At 28.6% G+C, this 22,204-nt stretch carries 24 protein-coding genes, 2 tRNA genes and 1 rRNA gene; 21 read left to right on the forward strand and 6 right to left on the reverse strand.

Features of this window, described 5'->3' with window-relative positions:
- Positions 1-200 precede the first annotated feature (200 nt).
- The 3 genes from rrf (at position 201) to ABDZ60_RS11715 (ending at position 477) form a co-directional block, all read left to right on the forward strand.
- A 5S ribosomal RNA gene (gene rrf / locus ABDZ60_RS11705) occupies positions 201-317 on the forward strand.
- A gap of 4 nt (positions 318-321) precedes the next feature.
- Positions 322-397 (forward strand) — tRNA-Phe (locus ABDZ60_RS11710).
- 5 nt (positions 398-402) lie between these two features.
- Positions 403-477: transfer RNA gene (locus ABDZ60_RS11715), tRNA-Cys, on the forward strand.
- 117 nt (positions 478-594) lie between these two features.
- Here ABDZ60_RS11715 and ABDZ60_RS11720 read toward each other — a convergent pair.
- From ABDZ60_RS11720 to ABDZ60_RS11730, 3 genes are all read right to left on the reverse strand, one after another.
- Complete coding sequence (locus ABDZ60_RS11720; RefSeq protein ID WP_343778290.1) at positions 595-1,521, reverse strand: S66 peptidase family protein; 927 nt, start codon at positions 1,519-1,521, stop codon at positions 595-597.
- 76 nt (positions 1,522-1,597) lie between these two features.
- Positions 1,598-2,545 carry a magnesium transporter CorA family protein gene (locus ABDZ60_RS11725; RefSeq protein ID WP_016205939.1) on the reverse strand — a complete coding sequence of 316 codons (948 nt, stop codon included), beginning with the start codon at positions 2,543-2,545 and terminating at the stop codon, positions 1,598-1,600.
- A gap of 148 nt (positions 2,546-2,693) precedes the next feature.
- Entirely contained in the window at positions 2,694-3,845 is a 1,152-nt protein-coding gene (locus tag ABDZ60_RS11730; RefSeq protein WP_046999976.1) for a zinc-binding metallopeptidase family protein, read from the reverse strand.
- 146 nt (positions 3,846-3,991) lie between these two features.
- On the opposite strand from ABDZ60_RS11730, the gene ABDZ60_RS11735 reads away from it, so the two are divergent.
- The 7 genes from ABDZ60_RS11735 (at position 3,992) to ABDZ60_RS11765 (ending at position 7,622) form a co-directional block, all read left to right on the forward strand.
- Positions 3,992-4,201: a sigma factor G inhibitor Gin gene (locus ABDZ60_RS11735; RefSeq protein WP_016205937.1), complete on the forward strand. Its 210-nt coding sequence runs from the start codon at positions 3,992-3,994 to the stop codon at positions 4,199-4,201.
- Between the two features lie 16 nt (positions 4,202-4,217).
- On the forward strand, positions 4,218-4,847 hold the full coding sequence (gene tmk / locus ABDZ60_RS11740; protein WP_016205936.1) for a dTMP kinase: 630 nt from the start codon (positions 4,218-4,220) through the stop codon (positions 4,845-4,847).
- 91 nt (positions 4,848-4,938) lie between these two features.
- Positions 4,939-5,268 carry a cyclic-di-AMP receptor gene (locus ABDZ60_RS11745; protein WP_016205935.1) on the forward strand — a complete coding sequence of 110 codons (330 nt, stop codon included), beginning with the start codon at positions 4,939-4,941 and terminating at the stop codon, positions 5,266-5,268.
- Between the two features lie 17 nt (positions 5,269-5,285).
- A complete protein-coding gene (locus tag ABDZ60_RS11750; protein ID WP_343778295.1) occupies positions 5,286-6,221 on the forward strand; it encodes a DNA polymerase III subunit delta' in 936 nt (311 codons plus the stop codon).
- Between the two features lie 2 nt (positions 6,222-6,223).
- Positions 6,224-7,129: a PSP1 domain-containing protein gene (locus ABDZ60_RS11755; protein ID WP_016205933.1), complete on the forward strand. Its 906-nt coding sequence runs from the start codon at positions 6,224-6,226 to the stop codon at positions 7,127-7,129.
- Positions 7,130-7,142: 13 nt separating this feature from the next.
- Complete coding sequence (locus tag ABDZ60_RS11760; RefSeq protein ID WP_016205932.1) at positions 7,143-7,346, forward strand: heavy-metal-associated domain-containing protein; 204 nt, start codon at positions 7,143-7,145, stop codon at positions 7,344-7,346.
- A 105-nt stretch (positions 7,347-7,451) separates the two neighbouring features.
- Complete coding sequence (locus ABDZ60_RS11765; RefSeq protein WP_008681251.1) at positions 7,452-7,622, forward strand: DUF362 domain-containing protein; 171 nt, start codon at positions 7,452-7,454, stop codon at positions 7,620-7,622.
- A 38-nt stretch (positions 7,623-7,660) separates the two neighbouring features.
- On the opposite strand, the gene ABDZ60_RS11770 is transcribed toward ABDZ60_RS11765, so the two are convergent.
- Positions 7,661-8,296 (reverse strand): MBL fold metallo-hydrolase, encoded by a 636-nt coding sequence (locus ABDZ60_RS11770; RefSeq protein WP_016205931.1) that lies wholly within the window; start codon positions 8,294-8,296, stop codon positions 7,661-7,663.
- A 160-nt stretch (positions 8,297-8,456) separates the two neighbouring features.
- Here ABDZ60_RS11770 and ABDZ60_RS11775 point away from each other — a divergent pair, with 160 nt between their 5' ends.
- The 5 genes from ABDZ60_RS11775 to ABDZ60_RS11795 all read left to right on the forward strand — a co-directional run bounded on the left by ABDZ60_RS11775 (position 8,457) and on the right by ABDZ60_RS11795 (position 14,312).
- Positions 8,457-8,912 (forward strand): CtsR family transcriptional regulator, encoded by a 456-nt coding sequence (locus ABDZ60_RS11775; RefSeq protein ID WP_016205930.1) that lies wholly within the window; start codon positions 8,457-8,459, stop codon positions 8,910-8,912.
- 66 nt (positions 8,913-8,978) lie between these two features.
- Positions 8,979-11,417, forward strand: coding sequence for an ATP-dependent Clp protease ATP-binding subunit (locus tag ABDZ60_RS11780; RefSeq protein WP_016205929.1), 2,439 nt, complete (start codon positions 8,979-8,981; stop codon positions 11,415-11,417).
- 235 nt (positions 11,418-11,652) lie between these two features.
- Positions 11,653-12,588 carry a thioredoxin-disulfide reductase gene (gene trxB, locus ABDZ60_RS11785; RefSeq protein WP_343778300.1) on the forward strand — a complete coding sequence of 312 codons (936 nt, stop codon included), beginning with the start codon at positions 11,653-11,655 and terminating at the stop codon, positions 12,586-12,588.
- Between the two features lie 27 nt (positions 12,589-12,615).
- Positions 12,616-12,846, forward strand: a complete 231-nt coding sequence (locus tag ABDZ60_RS11790) for a glutaredoxin domain-containing protein (protein WP_016205927.1) — start codon at positions 12,616-12,618, stop codon at positions 12,844-12,846.
- Positions 12,847-12,848: 2 nt separating this feature from the next.
- Positions 12,849-14,312, forward strand: a complete 1,464-nt coding sequence (locus ABDZ60_RS11795) for an NADP-dependent glyceraldehyde-3-phosphate dehydrogenase (protein WP_046999977.1) — start codon at positions 12,849-12,851, stop codon at positions 14,310-14,312.
- A gap of 84 nt (positions 14,313-14,396) precedes the next feature.
- On the opposite strand, the gene ABDZ60_RS11800 is transcribed toward ABDZ60_RS11795, so the two are convergent.
- Positions 14,397-14,624 (reverse strand): glutaredoxin family protein, encoded by a 228-nt coding sequence (locus tag ABDZ60_RS11800; protein WP_016205925.1) that lies wholly within the window; start codon positions 14,622-14,624, stop codon positions 14,397-14,399.
- A 443-nt stretch (positions 14,625-15,067) separates the two neighbouring features.
- On the opposite strand from ABDZ60_RS11800, the gene ABDZ60_RS11805 reads away from it, so the two are divergent.
- From ABDZ60_RS11805 to disA, 4 genes are all read left to right on the forward strand, one after another.
- Complete coding sequence (locus ABDZ60_RS11805) at positions 15,068-15,790, forward strand: GntR family transcriptional regulator (protein WP_016205924.1); 723 nt, start codon at positions 15,068-15,070, stop codon at positions 15,788-15,790.
- On the forward strand, positions 15,787-16,512 hold the full coding sequence (gene nagB, locus ABDZ60_RS11810; RefSeq protein ID WP_016205923.1) for a glucosamine-6-phosphate deaminase: 726 nt from the start codon (positions 15,787-15,789) through the stop codon (positions 16,510-16,512). The genes ABDZ60_RS11805 and nagB overlap by 4 nt, the downstream gene beginning before the upstream one ends.
- A gap of 480 nt (positions 16,513-16,992) precedes the next feature.
- A complete protein-coding gene (gene radA / locus ABDZ60_RS11815) occupies positions 16,993-18,360 on the forward strand; it encodes a DNA repair protein RadA (RefSeq protein ID WP_046999978.1) in 1,368 nt (455 codons plus the stop codon).
- A 16-nt stretch (positions 18,361-18,376) separates the two neighbouring features.
- Positions 18,377-19,441: a DNA integrity scanning diadenylate cyclase DisA gene (gene disA / locus ABDZ60_RS11820; RefSeq protein WP_016205921.1), complete on the forward strand. Its 1,065-nt coding sequence runs from the start codon at positions 18,377-18,379 to the stop codon at positions 19,439-19,441.
- 67 nt (positions 19,442-19,508) lie between these two features.
- On the opposite strand, the gene ABDZ60_RS11825 is transcribed toward disA, so the two are convergent.
- Entirely contained in the window at positions 19,509-19,901 is a 393-nt protein-coding gene (locus ABDZ60_RS11825; protein ID WP_016205920.1) for a nucleoside triphosphate pyrophosphohydrolase family protein, read from the reverse strand.
- Between the two features lie 460 nt (positions 19,902-20,361).
- Between ABDZ60_RS11825 and ABDZ60_RS11830 the strand changes: the two genes are divergently transcribed.
- Together ABDZ60_RS11830 and ispD are read left to right on the forward strand one after the other, a co-directional pair.
- A complete protein-coding gene (locus ABDZ60_RS11830) occupies positions 20,362-21,453 on the forward strand; it encodes a PIN/TRAM domain-containing protein (protein ID WP_016205919.1) in 1,092 nt (363 codons plus the stop codon).
- Positions 21,454-21,469: 16 nt separating this feature from the next.
- Complete coding sequence (gene ispD / locus ABDZ60_RS11835; protein ID WP_016205918.1) at positions 21,470-22,138, forward strand: 2-C-methyl-D-erythritol 4-phosphate cytidylyltransferase; 669 nt, start codon at positions 21,470-21,472, stop codon at positions 22,136-22,138.
- Positions 22,139-22,204: the final 66 nt, after the last annotated feature.

Here is a 22,204-nt window from a genome sequence, read left to right on the forward strand (position 1 = left end):
TCAGAGGTGTAAGTGTGGTAACATATTTAGCTGACTGATACTAATAGGTCGAGGGCTTGACCAATAAAAAAACACAAAGATTTGGTTGAAATTTATAATTCATATGCAATTTTCAGAGAACACTCTGAAAAAGGAATACAAATTGCTAAGGCAATTTGCATAAGTTCCGGTAGCCAAATTAAAATTTGGACCGTTACTTATCTAGTGATGATGGCGTAGAGGAAACACTCCTTTCCATTCCGAACAGGAAAGTTAAGCTCTACAGCGTCGATGGTACTGCATGGGAGACTGTGTGGGAGAGTAGAACGTTGCTAGGTATGTGGCTCGATAGCTCAGTCGGTAGAGCAGAGGACTGAAAATCCTCGTGTCCCTGGTTCGATTCCTGGTCGAGCCACCAGGTATGGCGCTATAGCCAAGTGGTAAGGCAGAGGTCTGCAAAACCTTTATCCCCCGGTTCAAATCCGGGTGGCGCCTCCAAAAAATCCTACAAGAATTTCTTGTAGGATTTTTTTTGTGAACTTTTATATGTGAACTTTTATAGAAGATGAAGTAATTATAAAGTAAAAAGAAAGTATTGTAATAATTTAATTAATATTAAGATTTAAATAATACCTTCTTTTGAATAAGTAAATTAGTATCACTAAAAAACTCAAATTGAGCTCCTATTGGAATGGTAATATTAGGATAATCATGTCCTATCGGAATTCCATTAATTATAGGGATATTTAGAGGGACTAATTTTTGCCTTATAATTTCTTCTATTGAAAAATCAGTAGGTTTATTAATACAATCTGTAAAGTATCCTAAGAGTATTCCACAACTTTGTTGAAGTTTTCCACAGGAAATAAGTTGGGATAACATTCTATCCACAGCATAAGGACTTTCATTAATATCTTCGATGAGTAAGATGTTGTTTTTAAAATCTATTTCGTATGGTGTTCCGATAGTTGAACATATTATTGATAAATTTCCACCAACTATACTACCGCTAAAATTTTTATTATTAAATGTTATATAATTATCGGCACATAATTCTTTTAAATCGTACTGGATTTTAGAACTATTATTCTGCAAAACTTTCAAAAAGAATTCTTTTGTCATAATATCACTAAAGTTTGAAGTTATCATTGGACCATGAAAGGTAGGAAATTTACAAGTTCTATTTATATAATTTAATAATAAGGTTATATCACTATAGCCACAAAATATTTTTGGATTATTTCTAATAATCTTTAAATCTAAATAAGGAGCCATTCTAATTGAACCATAGCCCCCCCTAAGGCAAACTATAGCATCTACTTCTTTATCTGCAAACATAGAATTAAGATCTTCTGCACGACTTTTATCATTACCAGCTAGATATCCATATGAATCATATAAGTGCTTTGATTTTTTTGTTTTAAATCCTAGTTTTTTGAAGATATCTATTTTATTATCAATAAAATCTTTTGATTCAGGAGATGCTGGAGCAATAATACCAACAGTAGAGGATTTAGTTAATGATTTCAATTTTAACAACATATACACCTACTTAAAATTATTTATATGTTAATATACTACCCAAAAAATAAAGCTAGTACTTCAACTAGCTTTATTTCTAAGAAAACATATCTTTTCTATATAATATATATGCAGTACCAAGGCTTAATATTAACGTTGCAATCATAGTAATTTCGAAGCCATACTCATTATGTATAAGTGGCATTCGAGTAAAATTCATTCCAAATAGTCCACCAATAACAGTAGGAATAGCCATTATTATGGTAACTGATGCTAAAACCTTCATAACTATATTTAAGTTGTTTGAAATAACAGAAGCAAAAAAGTCCATAGTACTGGCAAGTATGTTACTATATATTTCTGTCATCTCAATAGCTTGTTTATTTTCAATTATAACATCCTCTAATACATCTTGATCTTCTTCGTATTTTTGCATTATTTCTAATTTAAGCATCTTTTCTAATGTTATCTCATTAGCTTTAAGAGATGTTGAAAAGTAAACCAATGATTTTTCTAATGAATGCAGTTGAATCAATTCTCTATTCTTCATTGATTTATGTAATCTTTTTTCTATCATTAAACTTTTTTTATCGATTTGACGCAAGTAAATTAAGTAAGATGTTGATATTTTGTTTAATATTTGTAATATAAATCTTGATTTCTTAAATGAATAGAATGATTTAACTTTACCATTTATAAAATCTGTTAAAATACGACTATTTTTTAAACACACAGTAATAAGTTGCTTTTCTGTATGAATTATTGCTAAAGGATATGTGTCATATGTAAGAGAATTATCTTCCATCTCTGTGAAAGGAATATCAACTACAACTAATAAACAATTATCTTCTATATCTATACGAGAGGTTTCTTCATCATCAAGAGGAGCCTTTAAGAATGACAAAGGAACTCCTGTTTTTTTAGAAATTAAGATTAACTCTTCATCTGAAGGCGCTATAATATTGATCCAACAACCAGCTTCTAAATTATCAAGAACCTTTAATGTTGGATTTTGCTCGCTAATACTTTTGTAAATTTGTATCATAATTAACCTCCTTAAATAGATTCCAAAGTTAATTATACTATTAATATGGCCATTTGTAATACAATAAATAAATTTTATATAAAAATCATGTATATAATAAAAAAGATATATAGTGTTTATTTAAACGCTATATATCTTGTATAGAGATTTATTTCTTATAGAATTCACTTTTTACTTCTGACAAAAGATTTTCATTCAGTATAATATCATATCCTGTAAATGATAATGATAGTGCAGCTTTCATAGCTTCATCAAATGCATAATCTGTTATAGTAGCTTTAGCAAAGTCCTTTGTACCATATTTTATATCTTCATTAGGGACTACAGAGATATATGGATGAATACAAGGAACCTTTTTACTTACTATTCCTAAACTTAATCCAGAATAAATATCTCTAGGGTCTGCAATGTTTATTATTCCATTTTCTTTTAAGTTATGACTAAATAATCTATTTAAAGTTCTATTTGTTACTAATTCCTCATTTTCAGGTTCATATAAAGAAATTGAATATTGTACTCTTATTAATTTAGAAACGTAAATAGCTATTTCTCTTAGCTTACTTTCAGCTATTTTTGCTATATCCATCTCTTTGGCTCGAATATAAAACTTAGCTTCAGATTCTAGCGGTAATAATAAAGGTGTAAATCCTCCATTAGATAAAATAGAATTGACTTCTACATCTTCAGGAAATCCTTTTAATAATGAATTTAGAATATTAAAAGTTAAAAGTATTCCATCTAATGAGGTATAAGTACCTTTATTCAAAAAACTTAACCCACTATGGCCTATAAATTTAATGCTTAAAGGAATTATTGCAGATGAACTTCCACTTTCAGAGGTCACAATATCAGGATGTGCAAGTAGTACTACATCTATATCATCAAATACTCCTTGCTTAACCATGACCGATTTTGTTCCCCCGAGATATTCACCTGGACACCCTATAATTATTACGCTTCCACCTATTTTTTCTATTATTGAACCTAAGGATAATGCAGCTGCAATTGAAGTAGTAGTTAATAAGTTATGACCAGTTAAATGCCCTTCACCTGGAACCGCATCATATTCACATATAAAACAAATCTTAGGACAGCCATTACCTTTAGAAGCATAAAATGATGTTTCTAAGTCTAAAAATTTTCTTTTCACATTAAAATTATTATTAATTAAAAAGTCGCAAATATAATTATAACCATTATACTCTTTATAACTTTCTTCTGGATTATTATATAAATAAGTGTTTAAATTTTTTATATCATCTTTATATTTTTCTAAATTACTAATCATTTCTTGTTTCATAGTATCGTCCTCCCAAATTATCTTACTTTTAAGTTTCCCTTAAATACAAATAATTATTTATTAAATATAACTTTTTAGAAAAGTATAAGAATACAATTATTAGGTGAGAATTATAATAAAAAATTATTATAAAAGGATGAGGTTATATGGATTTATTAATAAAAGGTATAGATAAAAATGAAAATAAATGTAAGGTTTGTGGAAATGAAATATATAGTGATATAATTATAGAAAAAAGCTTATTATGTCAATACTGCAACAATAAGATATCTAATATAAGCGTAGAGGATTTTGAATACGATTATTATAAGGAAAAGGTTAAGTGTTGGCTTTTAAGTAACTATAATATAAAATGATATGAGGTATAAATAAATGAACAGAGGAAAATTTATAGTATTTGAAGGTGGAGAAGGATCTGGTAAAAGTACAATTTTAGAAATGATATATGAATATTTAATTGAGAATAATATAAATTGTATAAAAACAAGAGAACCAGGTGGAATACAAATATCAGAAGACATAAGAAAAATAATATTAGATACTAAAAATACTAGTATGGATGGGAAAACAGAAGCTTTATTATATACAGCAGCAAGAAGACAACATTTAGTAGAAAGAGTTGTACCAAAGTTGAATGATGGTGTAATAGTTCTATGTGACAGATTTATATATTCATCATTAGCTTATCAAGGATATGCAAGAGGTATAGGAATGAGTGACATATATCAAATAAATAAGTTTGCAGTTGGAGAGTACATGCCTGACTTAAACATTTTATTTGATGTGTCCCCACAAATAGGATTATCAAGAATAAATAAAAATAAAGGTAGAGAAGTAAATAGATTAGATTTAGAAAAAATGGACTTTCATAATAAGGTTAGGGAAGGTTACCATAAGCTATACGAAGGTAACAAAGATAAATTTATAAAAATAGACGCTGAAAAATCAATAGAAGAGGTCTTTAGTGAAGTTAAGGAAATAATTATTAACTTTATTGAATAAAATATAGTATAGAAAAATTTTTTTAATTAATTTTTATCTCTTTTATGATAGAATATTGTTAAAGGAGTATAAATTTATTGGAGGGGTTAATATGAAGTTAGTAATAGCTATGGTCCAAGACGATGATGCTTTAGATCTAGTTGATGCAATGACAGAGGCTGGATTTAGAGTTACTAAATTAGCATCTACTGGAGGATTCTTAAAATCAGGAAATACAACATTAATTATAGGGGTAGAAGAAAGTAAAGTTAAAGATGTTATAGATGTTGTAGAAGATATTTGTAAAACTAGAAAGCAAATTATAACAACACCAACTCCTATTACAGGAAATGTTGACATGTATATGTCTTATCCTATAGAAATTGAAGTTGGAGGGGCAACTGTATTTGTTATAGATGTAGATCAGTTTATTAAAATATAGTTACATTGGAGGGTGTAATGGGACATTTTATTGGACATGAAAGAATAATTGAAAGTTTAAGAAAAAGAATATTAACCGGAGAAATTTCCCATGCACATATAATTGTTGGAGAAGATGGTATTGGAAAAAGTAATTTAGCTAAATTAATAGCAATAAATATATTAGGCGGTCATCAAGATAGAAATTATGTTGATATTGTAAATTATAGATGTAAAAAGTCTTCCTTTGGAGTAGATGATGTAAGAGACGTAGTAGATGAGGTAAGTAAGAAGCCATTTGAGGGAGATAAGAAGGTTATAATAATTCATGATGGAAATAAGATGACAGTGCAAGCTCAAAATGCTCTTTTAAAAACTATAGAAGAGCCACCAAAAGGTGTATTTATAATTTTATTATGTGAAAGTTTAGAACTTATTTTGGATACTATAAAATCAAGATGTCAGATATATAAATTAACTCCACTAACAAAAGATGAAGTTAAGCTTTATATAGAAAGATTAGGAACAGAGAATTATAGTAACGAAGAAATTAAGGCTGCAATTTCATATAGTGAAGGTATTCCAGGAAAAGCGGAAAAGTTTTTAAAGGATTCTTCATTAAAGGATTTAAGAAATTTACTAATTGATTTGTTATATATATTAGTTAATGGAAATCTTCAAAAATTATTAGATTTTGAAGTTAAGATATTATCATATAAGGATAAAAAGGAAGAAATATTAAACATTTTAGCCTCCTTTATAAGAGATATAATTGTCTATAAAGAAGTAAATGAAATTAATGTAATAATAAATGGGGATAAAATAGAAAATATAAAACAATTAGCTATTGAAATGTCCTATAAGAAACTTAATAAAATTATTGATAAAATAGGAGAAGCTAGAAAAACAATATTAAGTAATTCTAATTTTCAATTAACTATTAGAGTAATGCTTATAGGATTTATGGAGGTTTAATAATGATAAAAGTTGTAGGTATAAGATTTAAAAAAGCCGGTAAGATATATTATTTTGATCCAAATGGATTAAGCATAAAAAAAGGTGATTTTGCGGTTGTAGAAACAGCAAGAGGAATAGAGTTTGGGGAGTGTGTAATAGGTATTAAAGAAATATCCGAATCAGATATAGTAGCTCCTTTAAAAAGTGTTTTGAGAGTTGCCGAAGAGGAAGATATAAATAAACATAAAGATAATAAATTAAAAGAAAAAGACGCCTTAGAAATATGCTTAAAGAAAATAGAAGAGCATGCATTAAACATGAAATTAATAGATGTAGAGTACACTTTTGATAATAATAAGGTTATATTCTATTTTACAGCAGATGGAAGAGTTGATTTTAGAGAACTAGTTAAGGATTTAGCCACTATATTTAAAACAAGAATAGAGTTAAGACAAATCGGTGTTAGGGATGAAGCAAAGATGCTAGGTGGGTTAGGCCCTTGTGGAAGGTCACTTTGTTGTTCAACTTTTTTAGGCGATTTTGCATCAGTATCTATAAAAATGGCAAAGGAACAAAACTTGTCACTTAATCCAACTAAAATATCAGGAATATGTGGAAGACTTATGTGTTGTTTAAATTATGAACAAAGTACATATGAAGATATAAGAAAGAGATTACCTAAAGTTGAATCAATTGTCAAAATAGGTGATGTAAAAGGAGAAGTAGTAGGTAACAATATAGTTAAGGAAAGTATAAAGGTTAAATATAGAAGAGGCGATGAAGAAGTTATAGAAGAGTTTAAAATAGACAATATTGAGCTTATAGAAGGTAGTTATGAAGATTCAGTAGATGAATCGGATATAAAGCTAGAAATTGAATCACCAGAGGATAAAAAGTTATTAAAAGATCTTATTAAAGAGAATTAAAGGGGGAAGCTGAATGAAGTCAGTATTAAAGATAGCTAATCTTAATACAAATAAGGATGTTATTAACATAAGAGAAGCTATATCACATAATGAAGGGGTTGTTGCTTGCGAAATCAATTTAGATAAGCAAGAAGTAAATGTAGTATATGATGATAAAAGTATAAGAGTTGATGAAATAGCAATATCAATTGAAGAAGCAGGATATAGTGTAATCTAAAGTCTATCATCAATATTGTATAAATTCTTCTTAAGCCTTTTAAAATTTAAATCATTGTGATAAAATAGATTGTGAAATAAATTCATAATATTAGGAGGTGCTTTTATGGCATTTAAGATTGAAGATTCATGTGTAAACTGTGGCGCATGTGCTGCAGAATGTCCAGTTAATGCTATAAGTCAAGGAGATACTCAATTCGTTATCGATGAGGATACTTGCATAGATTGTGGAAACTGTGCAAATGTTTGTCCAGTAGGAGCTCCAGTACAAGCATAATTTACATAAAGAACCGCTAATTTAGCGGTTCTTTATTTTTATGTTGATAATAGTATGACAGAGCATTTATCTCCAAAAGATAAATCATCTGAATATATGGTACTACAATCATAAGAGAAGATGTTTTTTATAGAAGATAAGAATTTATGAGGGCCATCTAAATAAAAATATTCGGAAGAATTTTTAAAACACATTGGAATTATATATTTTGGCTTTAAATTTATTGCAAGTCTAGCAGCTGAAAATCCATCTAAGCAAAAGTGCCCACCAATTGGAATAAACAAAAAATCTAAATCTGATAATTTACTTAATAAATTATTGTCAAGTCTATGTCCAAGAGAACCTAAATGACAAATCTTAAAACCATCAATATTTAGATAATAAATTATATTTTCTCCACGTTTAAAACCATTAAGATCATCTTTAAATGTCTCATAACCATCTAAGTTTATAAAATCATTAGAAAATGAACAGGGAGAATTTATTATTATGCAATCTTTATCAATAAATTTATTAATAATTTCATTATTATGGGTATGACTAAATGTAATTATATCTGGTTTTAAATCATACTTTTCTATATAAGGATATATTTGCATGGGGTCTAAAAGGATTCTTTTACCGATTGAGTTCTTTATCAAGAAACTTGTGTTACCTATCCACTTAATTTCCATATTTAATCACCTCTTTATATAGTTTGAGTAAAAGTTGTAATATAATTCAATATTCTTACTAAAGATAATAAAATTTATAAAATGGACATATTAAGATTTATAATATATAATAAAAGTCAAAGAAGGTCAGTTTTAAAATGAAGTTTAAGAAGGTGAAAATATGGCAAGAATTTCAGATACAATAGAGAATTTTATAAAAGATATGATAAAGCAAGAAAGAGAAAGACAAGTATCAATTCAAAGAAATGAATTAGCAGATAAATTTTCATGTGCACCATCACAAATAAATTATGTACTAACAACTAGGTTTACTTATGAGAAGGGTTATATAATAGAAAGTAAAAGAGGTGGCGGGGGCTGCATAGTAATTAAAAAAATAACATACGATGATAAGGACGAGAGAGTAGACTTAATAAATACTTCAATTGGCGAAAGTATAACATATGGAAACGCATTATCTATATTAAATCATTTAAGGGACACTAATAGTATTACAGAAAAAGAATATGAAATAATAAAGATATCCTTAAATGATAGGACATTAGTAAATGTTGAAGATAAAAATAAGTTAAGATCTCAAATACTTAAAGGAATTATTACAGTAGTATTATCGTAAGATAATTTAAATAGCCAAAATTTATCTGAAGATTGTTAAGTTTAGCAATAGGGTATGGAGGTATGTATGGTTTTTGGGAAGTTTAATGAGAGAGCACAATTAGTACTTGTAGAGGCTCAGAAGGAATCACAATATTTTAAACATGGGTATATAGGAACAGAACATATTCTTTTAGGGATACTAAAAGAAGGTGGATATGCAAAACAAGTATTATATGTTAATGGAGCTACCATTGATAAGGTTAAAAGGCTCATAGAGGATTATCTTGGTTTTGGGGATATAGATATATCAGTAGGAGAAATGTTGTTAAATCCAAGAACAAAAAGATTATTTGATGATAGTTTAATTAAAGCAAGGATGTATGATCATAAATATATAAATCCTGAGCATATTTTATTAGCATTAATAGATGATACAGAAGGTATAGCTTATACTATGCTTTCAAATTTAAAATTAGATTTAAAGTTTATAAAAAATGAGATAAGTGACTATTTATATAAAAAAGAAGCAGAAGAAATAAAAATAGAAGATAAAAATAAGAGAAAAAGTATAAAAACACCTTTATTAAATCAGTATGGAAGAAATCTTACTGATATGGCGAGGGAAGGCTCCTTAGATCCAGTAATAGGCAGAGAGAGTGAAAATAAGAGAATACTAGAAATATTATGTAGAAGAATAAAAAATAATCCTTGTTTAATAGGAGAGCCTGGAGTTGGAAAAACAGCTGTGATAGAAGGATTAGCGCAAAGAATAATTAGTGGAAATGTTCCAGATATTCTAAAGGATAAAATATTAATTTCGCTAGACTTAACTTCTATGGTAGCAGGTTCTAAATATAGAGGAGAATTTGAAGATAGATTAAAAAAAGTTATAGATGAAATAAGAAGTTCTCAAGATATAATAATATTTATAGATGAAATTCATACTATAGTTGGTGCGGGAGGTGCAGAAGGTGCAATAGATGCTGCAAATATTTTAAAACCTGCATTAGCAAGAGGCGAAATAAAATGTATTGGTGCTACAACAATAGATGAATACAGAAAATATATAGAAAAAGATTCTGCTTTAGAGAGAAGATTTCAACCTGTTATAATAGAAGAACCATCAAAGGAAGAAACCCTAGAGATATTAAAAGGGCTTAGGGAAAAATATGAGTTACATCATATGGTAAGAATAGAAGATGAAGCTTTAGAAGCTGCTGTGGATCTATCTGATAGATATATAACGGATAGATTTATGCCTGATAAGGCAATAGATTTAATAGATGAAGCTTCAGCAAAAGTAAGAATAGAAAATTTGATATCACCACCAGATATAAAAGAATTACAAATAAAAATAAAAGAAATTACAAAAGAGAAAGAGATGTCAATAAAGAATCAAGACTTTGAAAGAGCTGCATATCTAAGGGATAAAGAAAAAGAATTAATAAGTAATTTAGATGACTTAAAAATAAATTTGAATAATAATGAATCTAATAGTTATGTAGTAAATAAAGAACAAGTTGCAAGAGTAGTGTCTATTTGGTCTAGAATTCCGTTAGAAAAACTAACAGAACAAGAATCAGAGAAACTATTAAAGCTGGAGGATTTATTGCATAAAAGAGTAGTAGGTCAAAAGGAAGCAGTAATGGCTGTAGCTAAAGCAGTAAGAAGAGCAAGGGTAGGACTAAAAGATCCTAATAGGCCAATAGGAACTTTTGTATTTTGTGGGCCTACTGGAGTTGGTAAAACTGAATTGTCTAATGCATTAGCAGAAGCTATGTTTGGAGATAAAAAGAATTTAATAAGAATTGATATGTCAGAATATATGGAAAAGCATTCTGTATCTAGATTAGTTGGAGCACCTCCAGGATATATTGGATATGAAGAAGGAGGGCAGCTAACAGAGGCTGTTAGAAGAAATCCATATTCGGTAATTTTATTAGATGAAATAGAAAAAGCTCATCCAGATGTATTTAATATATTACTACAAGTAATGGAAGATGGAAGATTAACGGATAGTAAAGGAAGAATTGTAAATTTTAAGAATACTATTGTTATAATGACTTCTAATGTAGGAGCACATGATATTAAAAAACAAAGTACTATGGGATTTTCAACTTCAAGCAGTATAGATGATAGTGAATATGAAAAAATGAAAAAAAGTATTATGGATGAAGTAAAAAAACAATTTAAGCCAGAATTCATAAATAGAATAGATGATATAATAATTTTCCATAAGCTAAAAGATAATGATATATTGAAAATAGTTAACCTAATGTTAAATAGCACCATAGATAAGTTGAAGGAAAGAAAAATAACTATTAATTTAAACGAAGAAAGTAAAAAGTTTCTAGTAAATAAAGGAGTAGATATAAATTATGGAGCTAGGCCTTTAAGAAGAATAATAGCAAAAGAACTTGAAGATAAGTTAAGTGAAGAAATGTTAAAGGGATATATAAAGGGTGGAGATAATCTACAAGTACATTGTAATGGAGAGGAACTTTATTTCGAGCATATATCATAGTATAAAGAGAAGATTTTCTTTTGAGAAAAATCTTCTCTTGTTTTTTGTAATTTTCTTATTTTCTTCCTTTAGTTTTTTATTAATAATTTATAGATTATAGAGTAATAATATTAGAGAAGATAAATTAATCAACATAAGTAAGAAAAATTATTATTTAAAAATAGTTGCATTTTAACTTATAGAAGCATATAATTAAATCAAAGAATATACCCCTGGGGGGTAGAAGGAGTAAATTATGAATAAAGAAATTAAACATAAAGAATTAGTGATAATAGGCGGTGGGCCAGCTGGGTTAACTGCAGCTATATATGCAACAAGAGCTAAACTAGACATGCTTTTATTAGAAGATCAAATATTAGGCGGACAGGTTAGAAATAGCTATACAATTGAAAATTATCCTGGATTTAAAAAGGTTTCAGGCACAGAATTAGCAGATTTAATGCAACAACAAGCAGAAGAGCTTGGAGCACAAATAGATGAATTTGATATGGTTGAAAAGGTTGATTTTAGTGGAGAAGAAAAAGTAATTGAAACTAATAGTTATATATATATAACAAAAACAGTAATAATAGCAACAGGGGCTACTCCTAAAAAATTACCTATTCCAAATGAAGAAAAGTTCTCAGGAAAAGGGGTTCATTATTGCGCAGTTTGCGATGGAGCAATGTATGATGGAAAAATAGTTGGAGTTGTAGGCGGAGGAAATTCTGCATTAGAAGAAGCATTATTTCTAACTAAGTTTGCGACCAAAGTAGTTATGATAAGGAGACACAATTATTTTAATGGAGAAAAGGCTACAATTGAAGAAGTCATGAATCATCCTAAGATAGAGGTTTTATTCAATGAAGATTTAGTTGATGTGGATGGAAAAGATTTTGTAGAAAAGGCTATAATAAAGAATTCTAAAGATGGATCTGAAAAGGAAATTCCTATGGATGCTATATTTGGATTTATAGGAACAGTACCGAAGACAGATCATTTTAAGGATTATATAAATTTAACTTCTAATGGTTATATTAAAGCTGATGAAGGTATGAGAACTAATGTAGAAGGTGTGTATGTAGCAGGAGATGTAAGAGAAAAGGAATATAGACAAATAACAACAGCTGTTGCAGATGGAACTATAGCAGCACTACAAGCTGAAAAGTATGTAGTAGAAAAGAAAAAATAATTAAAGAAAGATTAAAGGAGAGATATTATGATAAAAATATATTCAACATCATGGTGCCCATCATGTGTTAAAGCAAAGAGATTTTTTGAAATGAAGGGTTGGGAATATAAAGAGATTAATGTAGCTGATAAGCACGAGGATAGAGAGGAAGTTTTCAAGGTATCAGGGCAAAGAACTGTACCTGTAATTGATATAGATGGTGAGATAATAGTTGGATTTGACAAGAATAAAATAGAATTAGCTAAGGTAGGTAGATGAATATGTTTAGTTGTATAAGGGGCAAAGAAAGAACATTTAGAAATTTAGTAAACGGAGAATGGCTTAGTAGTGAAAGTGGAAAGTTTATAGAAATATATTCACCAATAGGCGAAAATTGCCTAGTTGGAAAGGTTCCAGCGATGACAAAAGAAGAAGTAGATCAGTCTATAAAAAGTGCTAAAATAGCACAAAATGAGTGGAGAAATGTTCCAGTAAGTAAAAGAGCAGATATATTATATAAAGCTGCCGATATATTAGTAGAGAAATTAGATGATATTGCAGATATAATGATGAGAGAAATAGGTAAAGATAGAAAAAGTTCTGAATCAGAAATTTTAAGGTCAGCTGACTATATAAGATTTACTGCTGATACAGCAAAAAACTTATCAGGAGAAAGTATTCCAGGAGATAGTTTTCCAGGATTTAAAAGAAATAAAATATCAATAGTAACTAGAGAACCATTAGGAGTAGTTTTAGCTATATCTCCATTTAATTATCCAATAAATTTAGCAGCATCAAAGATAGCACCAGCAATAGTTGCAGGAAACTCTGTTGTTTTAAAACCAGCTACTCAAGGCAGCTTATGTGGTTTATATCTTGCTAAGGTTTTTGAGCAAGCAGGTGTGCCAGCTGGGGTATTAAACACTATAACTGGAAGAGGTAGTGATATAGGTGACTATATAGTTACACATCCTGAAATAGATTTTATAAACTTTACAGGAAGTACAGATGTCGGAACTAAAATATCAAGAATAACAGCAATGGTTCCTTTACTTATGGAACTAGGAGGAAAAGATGCAGCTATAGTTTTAAAGGATGCAGATTTAGATCTTGCAGCATCTAATATAGTTGCAGGAGCATATTCTTACTCAGGACAAAGATGTACAGCAGTAAAAAGAATTTTAGTTGTAAATGAAGTTGCAGATAAGTTGGTTGAGAAAGTTAAAGAAAAAGTTGAGAAATTAAAAGTCGGAAATCCTTTAGAAGAAGATGTTGATATAGTACCGTTAATTGATGAAAGATCAGCAGACTTTGTTTGGGAGCTTATAGATGAAGCTAGAGAGAAAGGTGCACATTTGCTGGTTGGAGGAAAAAGAGATGGTAATATGATCTATCCAACTCTATTTGATAATGTAACTACAGATATGAGATTAGCTTGGGAAGAACCATTTGGACCAGTTTTACCTATAATAAGAGTTAAAGATAAAGATGAAGCAATAGAAATTGCAAATAAATCAGAATATGGATTACAATCATCTGTATTTACTGAAAATATAAATGAAGCATTTTATGTGGCTGATAGATTAGAAGTAGGTACAGTTCAAGTTAATAACAAAACTGAAAGAGGACCAGATCATTTCCCATTCTCAGGAGTTAAGGCATCTGGAATTGGTACACAAGGTATTAGATATTCCATAGAAGCTATGTCAAGACCAAAGGCAACAGTAATTAATATAGTAAGATAATTAAAATGTGCTATAGCACAACTAAAAAATAAAGGGATGTCTCAGACATCCCTTTTTATTTTAAAATATAATAATTATTTTATCTTAAACATTTAAAGCTGAATCAATAGCATTTTTATCAAATCCAACTATAATAGTTCCATTTATATCTAATACAGGAACTCCCATTTGTTTTGACTTGCTAATCATTTCATCTCTAGCTGTCATATCTTCTTGTACATTTAAATCTTCAAATTCAACATTAACTGATTTTAAGTAATTTTTTGCTTTTACGCACCATGGACAAGAATTTGTACTGTAAACTTTAACCATTAGTCAAACACTCCTTTTCTTTTTAATAAATAATTAGTATCGTTTAATATAGATTTTACATCATTTTTGCCATAAATACAATTAATATCTTTTATTTTATTAAAATAAAGAATATGGTATTATATCAATGGGAAAATATAAAATAAATCTATTTAATAATACTTTGATCTTCTAGGTTTGAATTGAGAATCATGTTATCTAAAGATGTATCTACATAGTTGGACATTAGATTTTCAGATAAATTTTTTTTAGAATTCTCTTTTAATATATTCCTAGATTGAACATTAGAAAAATAGTTTTTATTAATCATAAAATCATCTCCTTGATGGTTTATAAACTTATTTTTTGCAAAATTTTAATTTTTATAACAAATTAAATAAATTATGCAACTGGTCTAGACATCTATAACAATTTTTAATATAATATTTATAGGAGGCTTAATAATGATAGATAAAAGTAGTCCAATTCCAGTTTATTATCAACTTAAAAATGATTTAATATCAAAGATATCTGAAGGAGTATGGAAACCAGGTGAATGTATAGCAAGCGAAAGAGAGCTATGTGAAGTTTATGGTGTTAGTAGAATGACTATAAGACAAGCAATTGGAGAATTAGTACAAGAAGGAGTTCTTTTAAGGATTAAGGGAAAAGGTACCTATGTTTGTGAACAAACCCTTAAACAACAAGACATGATGAGTTTTACAGAAATAATAAAACAAATGGGAAAAGAACTTAGATCAGAAGTTGTTGAATTCTGCAAAATAAATACACCAGAACATTTGGCAGATATATTTTCATTAGATGAATTATATAAAATCAAAAGAAAGCGTATAGTTGATGATGAATGTGTCGCTTTAGAAACAGTATATATACCTGTAGACTATTGCGGATATATTGATATGGAAATGTTAAATGGATCTTTATTTAAAATATTAGAAGGTTTCGGATATACAGTAGACTATTCTCAATCATCAATAGCATCAGTAATAATGGATGATGAATTAAAAAATATATTTAGTGTAGATAAACAAGTACCTATGCTAAAAATTATAAGCAAGACCTATGATCATAATAATAAAATGATATTTTTAGAAGAAGCTATTTATAGATCTGACAAATTTATTTTACAAGTAAATATATCGAGACGAGAGGGGAAAATACGATGAAACTAATAATAACTAAAAATTATGAAGAACTAAGTAAAAAAGCAGCTGATGAGATGGCAGATATAATAAAAAGCAATCCTAAAGCAATATTAGGATTAGCAACTGGCGGATCTCCAATGGGAATGTATAAGGAATTAATAAAAATGAACAAGGAAGGAAAGGTAGACTTTTCAAATGTTACTACAGTAAATCTAGATGAATATATCGGATTAAGTGGTGACCATCCTCAAAGCTATAGATATTTTATGAATGAAAATTTATTTAATCATATTAATATAGATAAGACCAATACTTACGTTCCAAATGGATTAGCTAAAAACATAGAAGAAGAGTGTAAAGAATATGATGCTAGAATAACCGAACTAGGTGGCACAGATGTTCAACTATTAGGAATAGGGAATAATGGACACATAGCATTTAATGAACCAGATAATGAATTATTATCAGGAACTCATTTAACAAAATTAACAGAAGATACTATAAAAGCTAATGCTAGATTTTTTGAATCAATAGATGAAGTTCCAACCCAAGCCTTAACTATGGGCCTTGGTGGAATAATGAGATCAAAGAAGATAATAGTTATAGCAAGTGGTGAAAGTAAAGCTGAAGCTGTAAAAGCAATGGTAAGTGGGAAAATAAGTACAAATATGCCAGCATCAATGTTACAAATGCACAGAAATGTTACAGTTATAGTTGATGAAGCAGCAGCAAAATTATTATAAAATGTAAATACTAAAGATTATTAAGGAATGTAATGCTATTATAAATAGATTACATTCCTTTTTTATTCTTTAGAAATTATAAAAGGTTTATTATATGGGTAACTATTTATAATTTTTTTCTTTTGGTTGGTTAAAGGACATATTGAAATTTACATTGACTTGAAGTAAGAAAATTTACATATGACCTTTATTATAAATATTGGTTTTTATAATATTGTTATGATATAGTTATTTTATAATTGAGTTAATATATAGGTGGAAATAAATATTCAATTAAATTATATGGTAAGCTATTAGATTCACTATTCGGGAGCTTATATCAAAGTTAAAAAGTTATATGACTCCAATTTTAATATCTTACAAGAATAACTATGTTAACTATTTAGTATTACATTATTTTAATTATAAGTATTATTAATTTAACTATATATTGATTATAATATTAAATATAAAAGTAAATAAGATTGGTAGGTAAAATTTATGGCTAAGATTAAATCCATGTTTGTTTGTCAAGAATGTGGATATGAGTCTCCTAAGTGGCTGGGGAAATGTCCAGATTGTAACAAATGGAATACTTTAGTTGAAGAAGTAAAGGAAACTCAAAAAGAATTTAAAAATAAAGTTAATAACCAGAGGGTTTTAGATAATATGCCTAAAAGTATAGGGCAAATTAAATCAGGAGAAAAACAAAGATATGATACTGGACTGCGAGAATTAAATAGAGTATTGGGAGGCGGTTTAGTAAGGGGATCTTTAACATTAATATCAGGAGATCCTGGTATAGGAAAATCTACTTTGCTATTACAAACAGCAAACTCAATATCCAAATCGTACGGGAAAGTACTATATGTTTCTGGAGAAGAGTCTGAAGAGCAAATTAAAATCAGAGGAGACAGGTTGGATGTTAATGCTGAACAATTATATATATTATCAGAAACCAACCTGGATTTAATAGAAGCGTATATAGATGAATTACAACCTGTTTTTGTAATAATTGATTCTATACAAACTGTATATAAGGAATCAATAACATCTGCTCCAGGAAGTGTATCTCAAGTAAAGGAATGTTCTAATGCTATAATGAGAATAGGTAAAAATAAGAATATACCATTATTCATAGTAGCTCATGTTACTAAACAAGGTGAACTTGCAGGACCAAGAGTTCTTGAGCATATGGTTGATACAGTATTATATTTTGAGGGAGAGCGTACAGAAGAATTTAGAGTTCTTAGAACTATGAAAAATCGTTTTGGAACAACTAGTGAAATAGGAGTTTTTGAAATGGCAGAAGAAGGATTAAAGGAAATATATGATCCTTCGAGAATATTTTTAGAGGATACTAACTTTAATCAAGAAGGTTCAGCAGTTATAGGAATAATGGAAGGCACTAGACCGATACTTGTTGAAATGCAAGCCTTAGCTACAGAAACAAATATGCACATGGCTAGCAGAACAGCCGTGGGAATAGATAGTCAAAGGTTAAGACTTATATTAGCTGTACTTGAAAAAAAATTAAGAGTCCCATTCTACAAGTATGATGTGTATGTAAATGTTGTTGGAGGACTTACTTTAGATGGCACTACAGGAGATTTAGGTCTTGCACTAGGATTATTATCAAGTGTAAAAAATACAGGATTTAAGTTAGAACGAATGGTTATTGTAGGAGAAGTTGGACTTACAGGAGAAATAAGACCAGTTTCATCTTGTGATAGATTGATTAAAGAAGCAGAAAAAATGGGATTCAAAAATGCAATAATTCCTGAAAGAAATAAAGATAAGGTTACTAGCGCTTCTATGAATATAATAGGAGTAAGCAATTTAAGAGAGGCTATAAGTAAGATATTCTAACGGATTGGGTGAGTATATGAGAATAAAAGATGATGAAGAAATAAAAAGTATTTTAAAACTTATGAGTCCAGGAACAGCTTTAAGAGAAGGTTTAGAGAATATATTAAGAGCTAAAACTGGAGGATTAGTTGTTATTGGAGATGGTGAAGAGGTAATGAAGCTTGTAGATGGAGGCTTTAATATCAATTCAGAGTATTCACCAGCTTATGTTTATGAATTAGCAAAAATGGATGGTGCTATAGTAATAAGTGGAGATTTAAAAAGAATTCTTTGTGCTAACACACAGCTTGTGCCTGATCATTCTCTTACAACATATGAAACAGGAACAAGACATAGAACAGCTAATAGAGTTGCCAAACAAACTGGAAATATAGTTGTAGCAATTTCTCAAAGAAGAAATATAATAACTATTTATAAGGGAGACTTAAAATATGTTCTTCAAGAAAGTAGTGTTATATTAGCAAGAGCAAATCAGGCTATACAAACCTTAGAAAAGTATGTAACTGTATTAGAAAGAGTAATAAACAACCTAAATCTCTTGGAATTCCAGGACTTAACAACTGTCTTTGATGTTGTAACTGCAATACAAAGAACAGAAATGGTAATGAGAGTTGTAGAAGAAATTCAAAGATATATAGTTGAACTTGGGAATGAAGGAAGACTTATTTCTATGCAACTTAATGAGCTTATAAAATTTATAGAGAGAGATGGGATTTTATTAATAAGAGATTACTGCAAAGAAAAGGAAAGTTATGAAGATATATATAATCAAATTCAAATGCTTACTGCGGAAGAATTAGTTGATTTAGATTTAATAGCCAAAATATTAGGATATTCAGGAGTACCATTAGTAGACACGTTAATTTCTCCAAAGGGATATAGAATCTTATTTAAGGTTCCAAGAATTCCTGTATCAGTTATTGAAAATTTAGTTAAACATTTTAATGAGCTTAAATATGTTATTGAGGCAGATACTAATGAATTAGATAAAGTAGATGGAATAGGAGAAGCTAGAGCTAAAGCTATAAGAAGTGGATTAAGAAGAATAAAAGAACAAATATACTTAAAAAATGAAATTTAACAAAAATATGTATAAAAGTAAATAGAACTGAGAATAATAAAAAAGCAGGTAAAAACCTGCTTAAAGTTTATCTAAGTGTAAATTTACCCAGAATACTCATTTTATTTTCTTCCTTTAATAAGATATCGTATAGATTCAAATCCAAGCAATTACATAAAGAAGTAAGATAAAATAGATTATTTCCAATTTCATTTTCGATAATTTCACGACAATTATCACAAAGGGTTCCCTTAAGATGATTACTTAGTTCATAATTAAAATCATTAGTTTCGTCAGAAGGAATGCCTTGTTTCTCAGCACAAATTTGAATACAACCACAATTAGTAACGGCCTTTGCTATAGCTCTATTTACCCTAGAGCTAGATTCACTATATTTAGTTATTATATCTAAAATACTTTTATGGCGCAGTAATGATTCATTGACATCATTTTGAAAATTATCAAAAATTATATCTTTCATATGCCTCAACTCCTTAAAATCTATGGCTGTTTTTAAATAAAAGTATATTTTATTAAATAATAAAATATATAGGGCTTAATTATTAAACAATAAAATTAATAAGATATTAAATAATTCAATACTTACTCAAGAAAATCAAATAAATAATATCGAGAATATTGCTTAATTTTTAAGCCTACAAAACTTAGTTTCACATAGATACTATAAATTAATTAAATATTTATTCAATTAAAAATATTTAATATTATTCATTTTGTTGCAACTTATTATAGTTAATTAACTTTAATACAATAATATCTAATATGATTGTTATTTTATAGGGGGTATTTTAAATTAATAAGAATTTAATAAATCTTCATTTTAGATAATGCCTTTATATGGTATAATGAGATAGACTTCTTACAAAAGAGTAAATAAAATTAAAAATATAAATAAAACAATATTATAGGGAGGTGACATTATGTTAAAAAAGATTATAAGAGTTATATTTACTATAATAGGCTTTATAAGCGGATATATTATTAGTGGAATACTAGTAACTATTACTGCTTTAAGTAAAATATCTTTTTTATCTAAACCAGTTGGAATTATATCAGTACGAATTCTTTTAACTTTATTATTTGGACTTATATTATATATTATTTCACCACGTATTTATGACTCTATTGTTAAAGCAATTGAATATATTGAAAAGAATATTCAAAGACTTACAGCGGCAGAGCTTCTTTATGGTGGGTTAGGTGCATTAATATCATTGATATTAACGTCACTTTTAGGATTACCGTTATATAATATAGATCTTTATGGGTTAGGACCAATACTATTTGTTCTACTAAACTTAATATTTGCAATAATATTTGCTAGTATATTTATTGAAAAGAAGGATGACATATCAAATATTCTTGTAAATCTCAAGAAAAGTAGCGCTAAGGAAAAGAAGTCAAAAGGAACTGTGAAAAACATAGCTAAGGTATTAGATACTTCTGTTATCATTGATGGAAGAATATTTGATATATGCCAAACTGGATTTATTGAAGGTCCATTAGTTATACCTAATTTTGTATTAGATGAATTAAGACATATTTCAGATTCAGCAGATTCTTTAAAAAGAAATAGGGGAAGAAGAGGACTTGACATATTAAATAAAATACAAAAAGAACTTGATATAGAAACTCAAATTTGGGAAGGAGATTTTCCAGAGATACAAGAAGTCGACAGTAAGTTATTAAAGCTTGCACAAAATCTTAAGGGTAAAGTTATAACTAATGATTTTAATTTAAATAAAGTTGCAGAATTCCAAGGAGTTCCTGTACTAAATATTAATGAGTTAGCAAATGCAATTAAGCCAGTTGTTCTTCCAGGGGAAGAAATGAAGGTCATTGTGGTTAAGGATGGTAAAGACGCATCTCAAGGAGTTGGATATTTAGATGATGGAACTATGATTGTAGTAGAAGGTGGAAGGAAGTTCATGGGAGAGCAAATAGTAGTTATAGTAACTTCTGTACTTCAAACAGCTGCCGGAAGAATGATATTTGCAAAACCAAAGGAATAGTTAAGTAGGTGTTATTATGATAAGTGCAATAATTTTAGCAGGTGGAAAAGGTAAAAGAATGTGTGCTAAAGTTAGTAAGCAGTATATAGAACTTAGGGGTAAGCCAATATTATACTATACGCTAAAAAGGTTTGCTGATTGTAGTCAAATAGATAAAATTATTTTAGTTTTGCCTAAAGATGAAATAGATTATTGTAAAAATGAGATATTGAATAAATATTCTTTAAAGGTTGATATGATAGTAGAAGGTGGAGAAGAAAGGCAAGATTCGGTTTTTAATGCTTTAGAGTGTATAGAGAACTGTGAGATTGTACTTATCCATGATGGAGCAAGACCTTTTACATCAGAACGAATTATAAATGATGGGATAAAGTATGCAAAACTTTATGGTGCAGCAGCACCTGGGGTCATACCAAAGGATACTATTAAAGTCATTAATGAAGAGAAATTTTCTGTTTCTACACCTGATAGAAATACATTACGTGCAATTCAAACTCCACAAGTTTTTAAATTTAATCTTATAAAGGAGTGTCATAATAAAATTAAGAAGAATAATATAAGTGTTACAGATGATACTATGGTAGTAGATATGTACAATAATGAGGTTTATTTATATGAAGGTGAATATACTAATATAAAAGTTACTACACCAGAGGATTTGATACTGGCAGAAAAGCTTATATAATAGAGATTTTATAATATTGACATAACCTTTTAGAGACTATATAATTAATTAAGCTAAAAATTAATA

Origin of the sequence: Clostridium sartagoforme (genome assembly GCF_039521405.1) — a bacterium.
Classification (GTDB): Bacteria; Bacillota; Clostridia; order Clostridiales; family Clostridiaceae; genus Clostridium; species Clostridium sartagoforme.

Coding starts and splice junctions, on each gene's coding strand:
- ABDZ60_RS11770 (WP_016205931.1), bottom strand. CDS start 8,296: ATGGAAATTAAGTGGATAGGTAACACAAGTTTCTTGATAAAGAACTCA.
- disA (WP_016205921.1), top strand. CDS start 18,377: ATGAGAATAAAAGATGATGAAGAAATAAAAAGTATTTTAAAACTTATG.
- tmk (WP_016205936.1), top strand. CDS start 4,218: ATGAACAGAGGAAAATTTATAGTATTTGAAGGTGGAGAAGGATCTGGT.
- nagB (WP_016205923.1), top strand. CDS start 15,787: ATGAAACTAATAATAACTAAAAATTATGAAGAACTAAGTAAAAAAGCA.
- ABDZ60_RS11830 (WP_016205919.1), top strand. CDS start 20,362: ATGTTAAAAAAGATTATAAGAGTTATATTTACTATAATAGGCTTTATA.
- ABDZ60_RS11795 (WP_046999977.1), top strand. CDS start 12,849: ATGTTTAGTTGTATAAGGGGCAAAGAAAGAACATTTAGAAATTTAGTA.
- ABDZ60_RS11805 (WP_016205924.1), top strand. CDS start 15,068: ATGATAGATAAAAGTAGTCCAATTCCAGTTTATTATCAACTTAAAAAT.
- ABDZ60_RS11720 (WP_343778290.1), bottom strand. CDS start 1,521: ATGTTGTTAAAATTGAAATCATTAACTAAATCCTCTACTGTTGGTATT.
- ABDZ60_RS11780 (WP_016205929.1), top strand. CDS start 8,979: ATGGTTTTTGGGAAGTTTAATGAGAGAGCACAATTAGTACTTGTAGAG.
- ABDZ60_RS11775 (WP_016205930.1), top strand. CDS start 8,457: ATGGCAAGAATTTCAGATACAATAGAGAATTTTATAAAAGATATGATA.
- ABDZ60_RS11765 (WP_008681251.1), top strand. CDS start 7,452: ATGGCATTTAAGATTGAAGATTCATGTGTAAACTGTGGCGCATGTGCT.
- ABDZ60_RS11725 (WP_016205939.1), bottom strand. CDS start 2,545: ATGATACAAATTTACAAAAGTATTAGCGAGCAAAATCCAACATTAAAG.
- ABDZ60_RS11750 (WP_343778295.1), top strand. CDS start 5,286: ATGGGACATTTTATTGGACATGAAAGAATAATTGAAAGTTTAAGAAAA.
- ABDZ60_RS11735 (WP_016205937.1), top strand. CDS start 3,992: ATGGATTTATTAATAAAAGGTATAGATAAAAATGAAAATAAATGTAAG.
- trxB (WP_343778300.1), top strand. CDS start 11,653: ATGAATAAAGAAATTAAACATAAAGAATTAGTGATAATAGGCGGTGGG.
- ABDZ60_RS11730 (WP_046999976.1), bottom strand. CDS start 3,845: ATGAAACAAGAAATGATTAGTAATTTAGAAAAATATAAAGATGATATA.
- ABDZ60_RS11825 (WP_016205920.1), bottom strand. CDS start 19,901: ATGAAAGATATAATTTTTGATAATTTTCAAAATGATGTCAATGAATCA.
- ABDZ60_RS11755 (WP_016205933.1), top strand. CDS start 6,224: ATGATAAAAGTTGTAGGTATAAGATTTAAAAAAGCCGGTAAGATATAT.
- radA (WP_046999978.1), top strand. CDS start 16,993: ATGGCTAAGATTAAATCCATGTTTGTTTGTCAAGAATGTGGATATGAG.
- ABDZ60_RS11790 (WP_016205927.1), top strand. CDS start 12,616: ATGATAAAAATATATTCAACATCATGGTGCCCATCATGTGTTAAAGCA.
- ispD (WP_016205918.1), top strand. CDS start 21,470: ATGATAAGTGCAATAATTTTAGCAGGTGGAAAAGGTAAAAGAATGTGT.
- ABDZ60_RS11745 (WP_016205935.1), top strand. CDS start 4,939: ATGAAGTTAGTAATAGCTATGGTCCAAGACGATGATGCTTTAGATCTA.
- ABDZ60_RS11760 (WP_016205932.1), top strand. CDS start 7,143: ATGAAGTCAGTATTAAAGATAGCTAATCTTAATACAAATAAGGATGTT.
- ABDZ60_RS11800 (WP_016205925.1), bottom strand. CDS start 14,624: ATGGTTAAAGTTTACAGTACAAATTCTTGTCCATGGTGCGTAAAAGCA.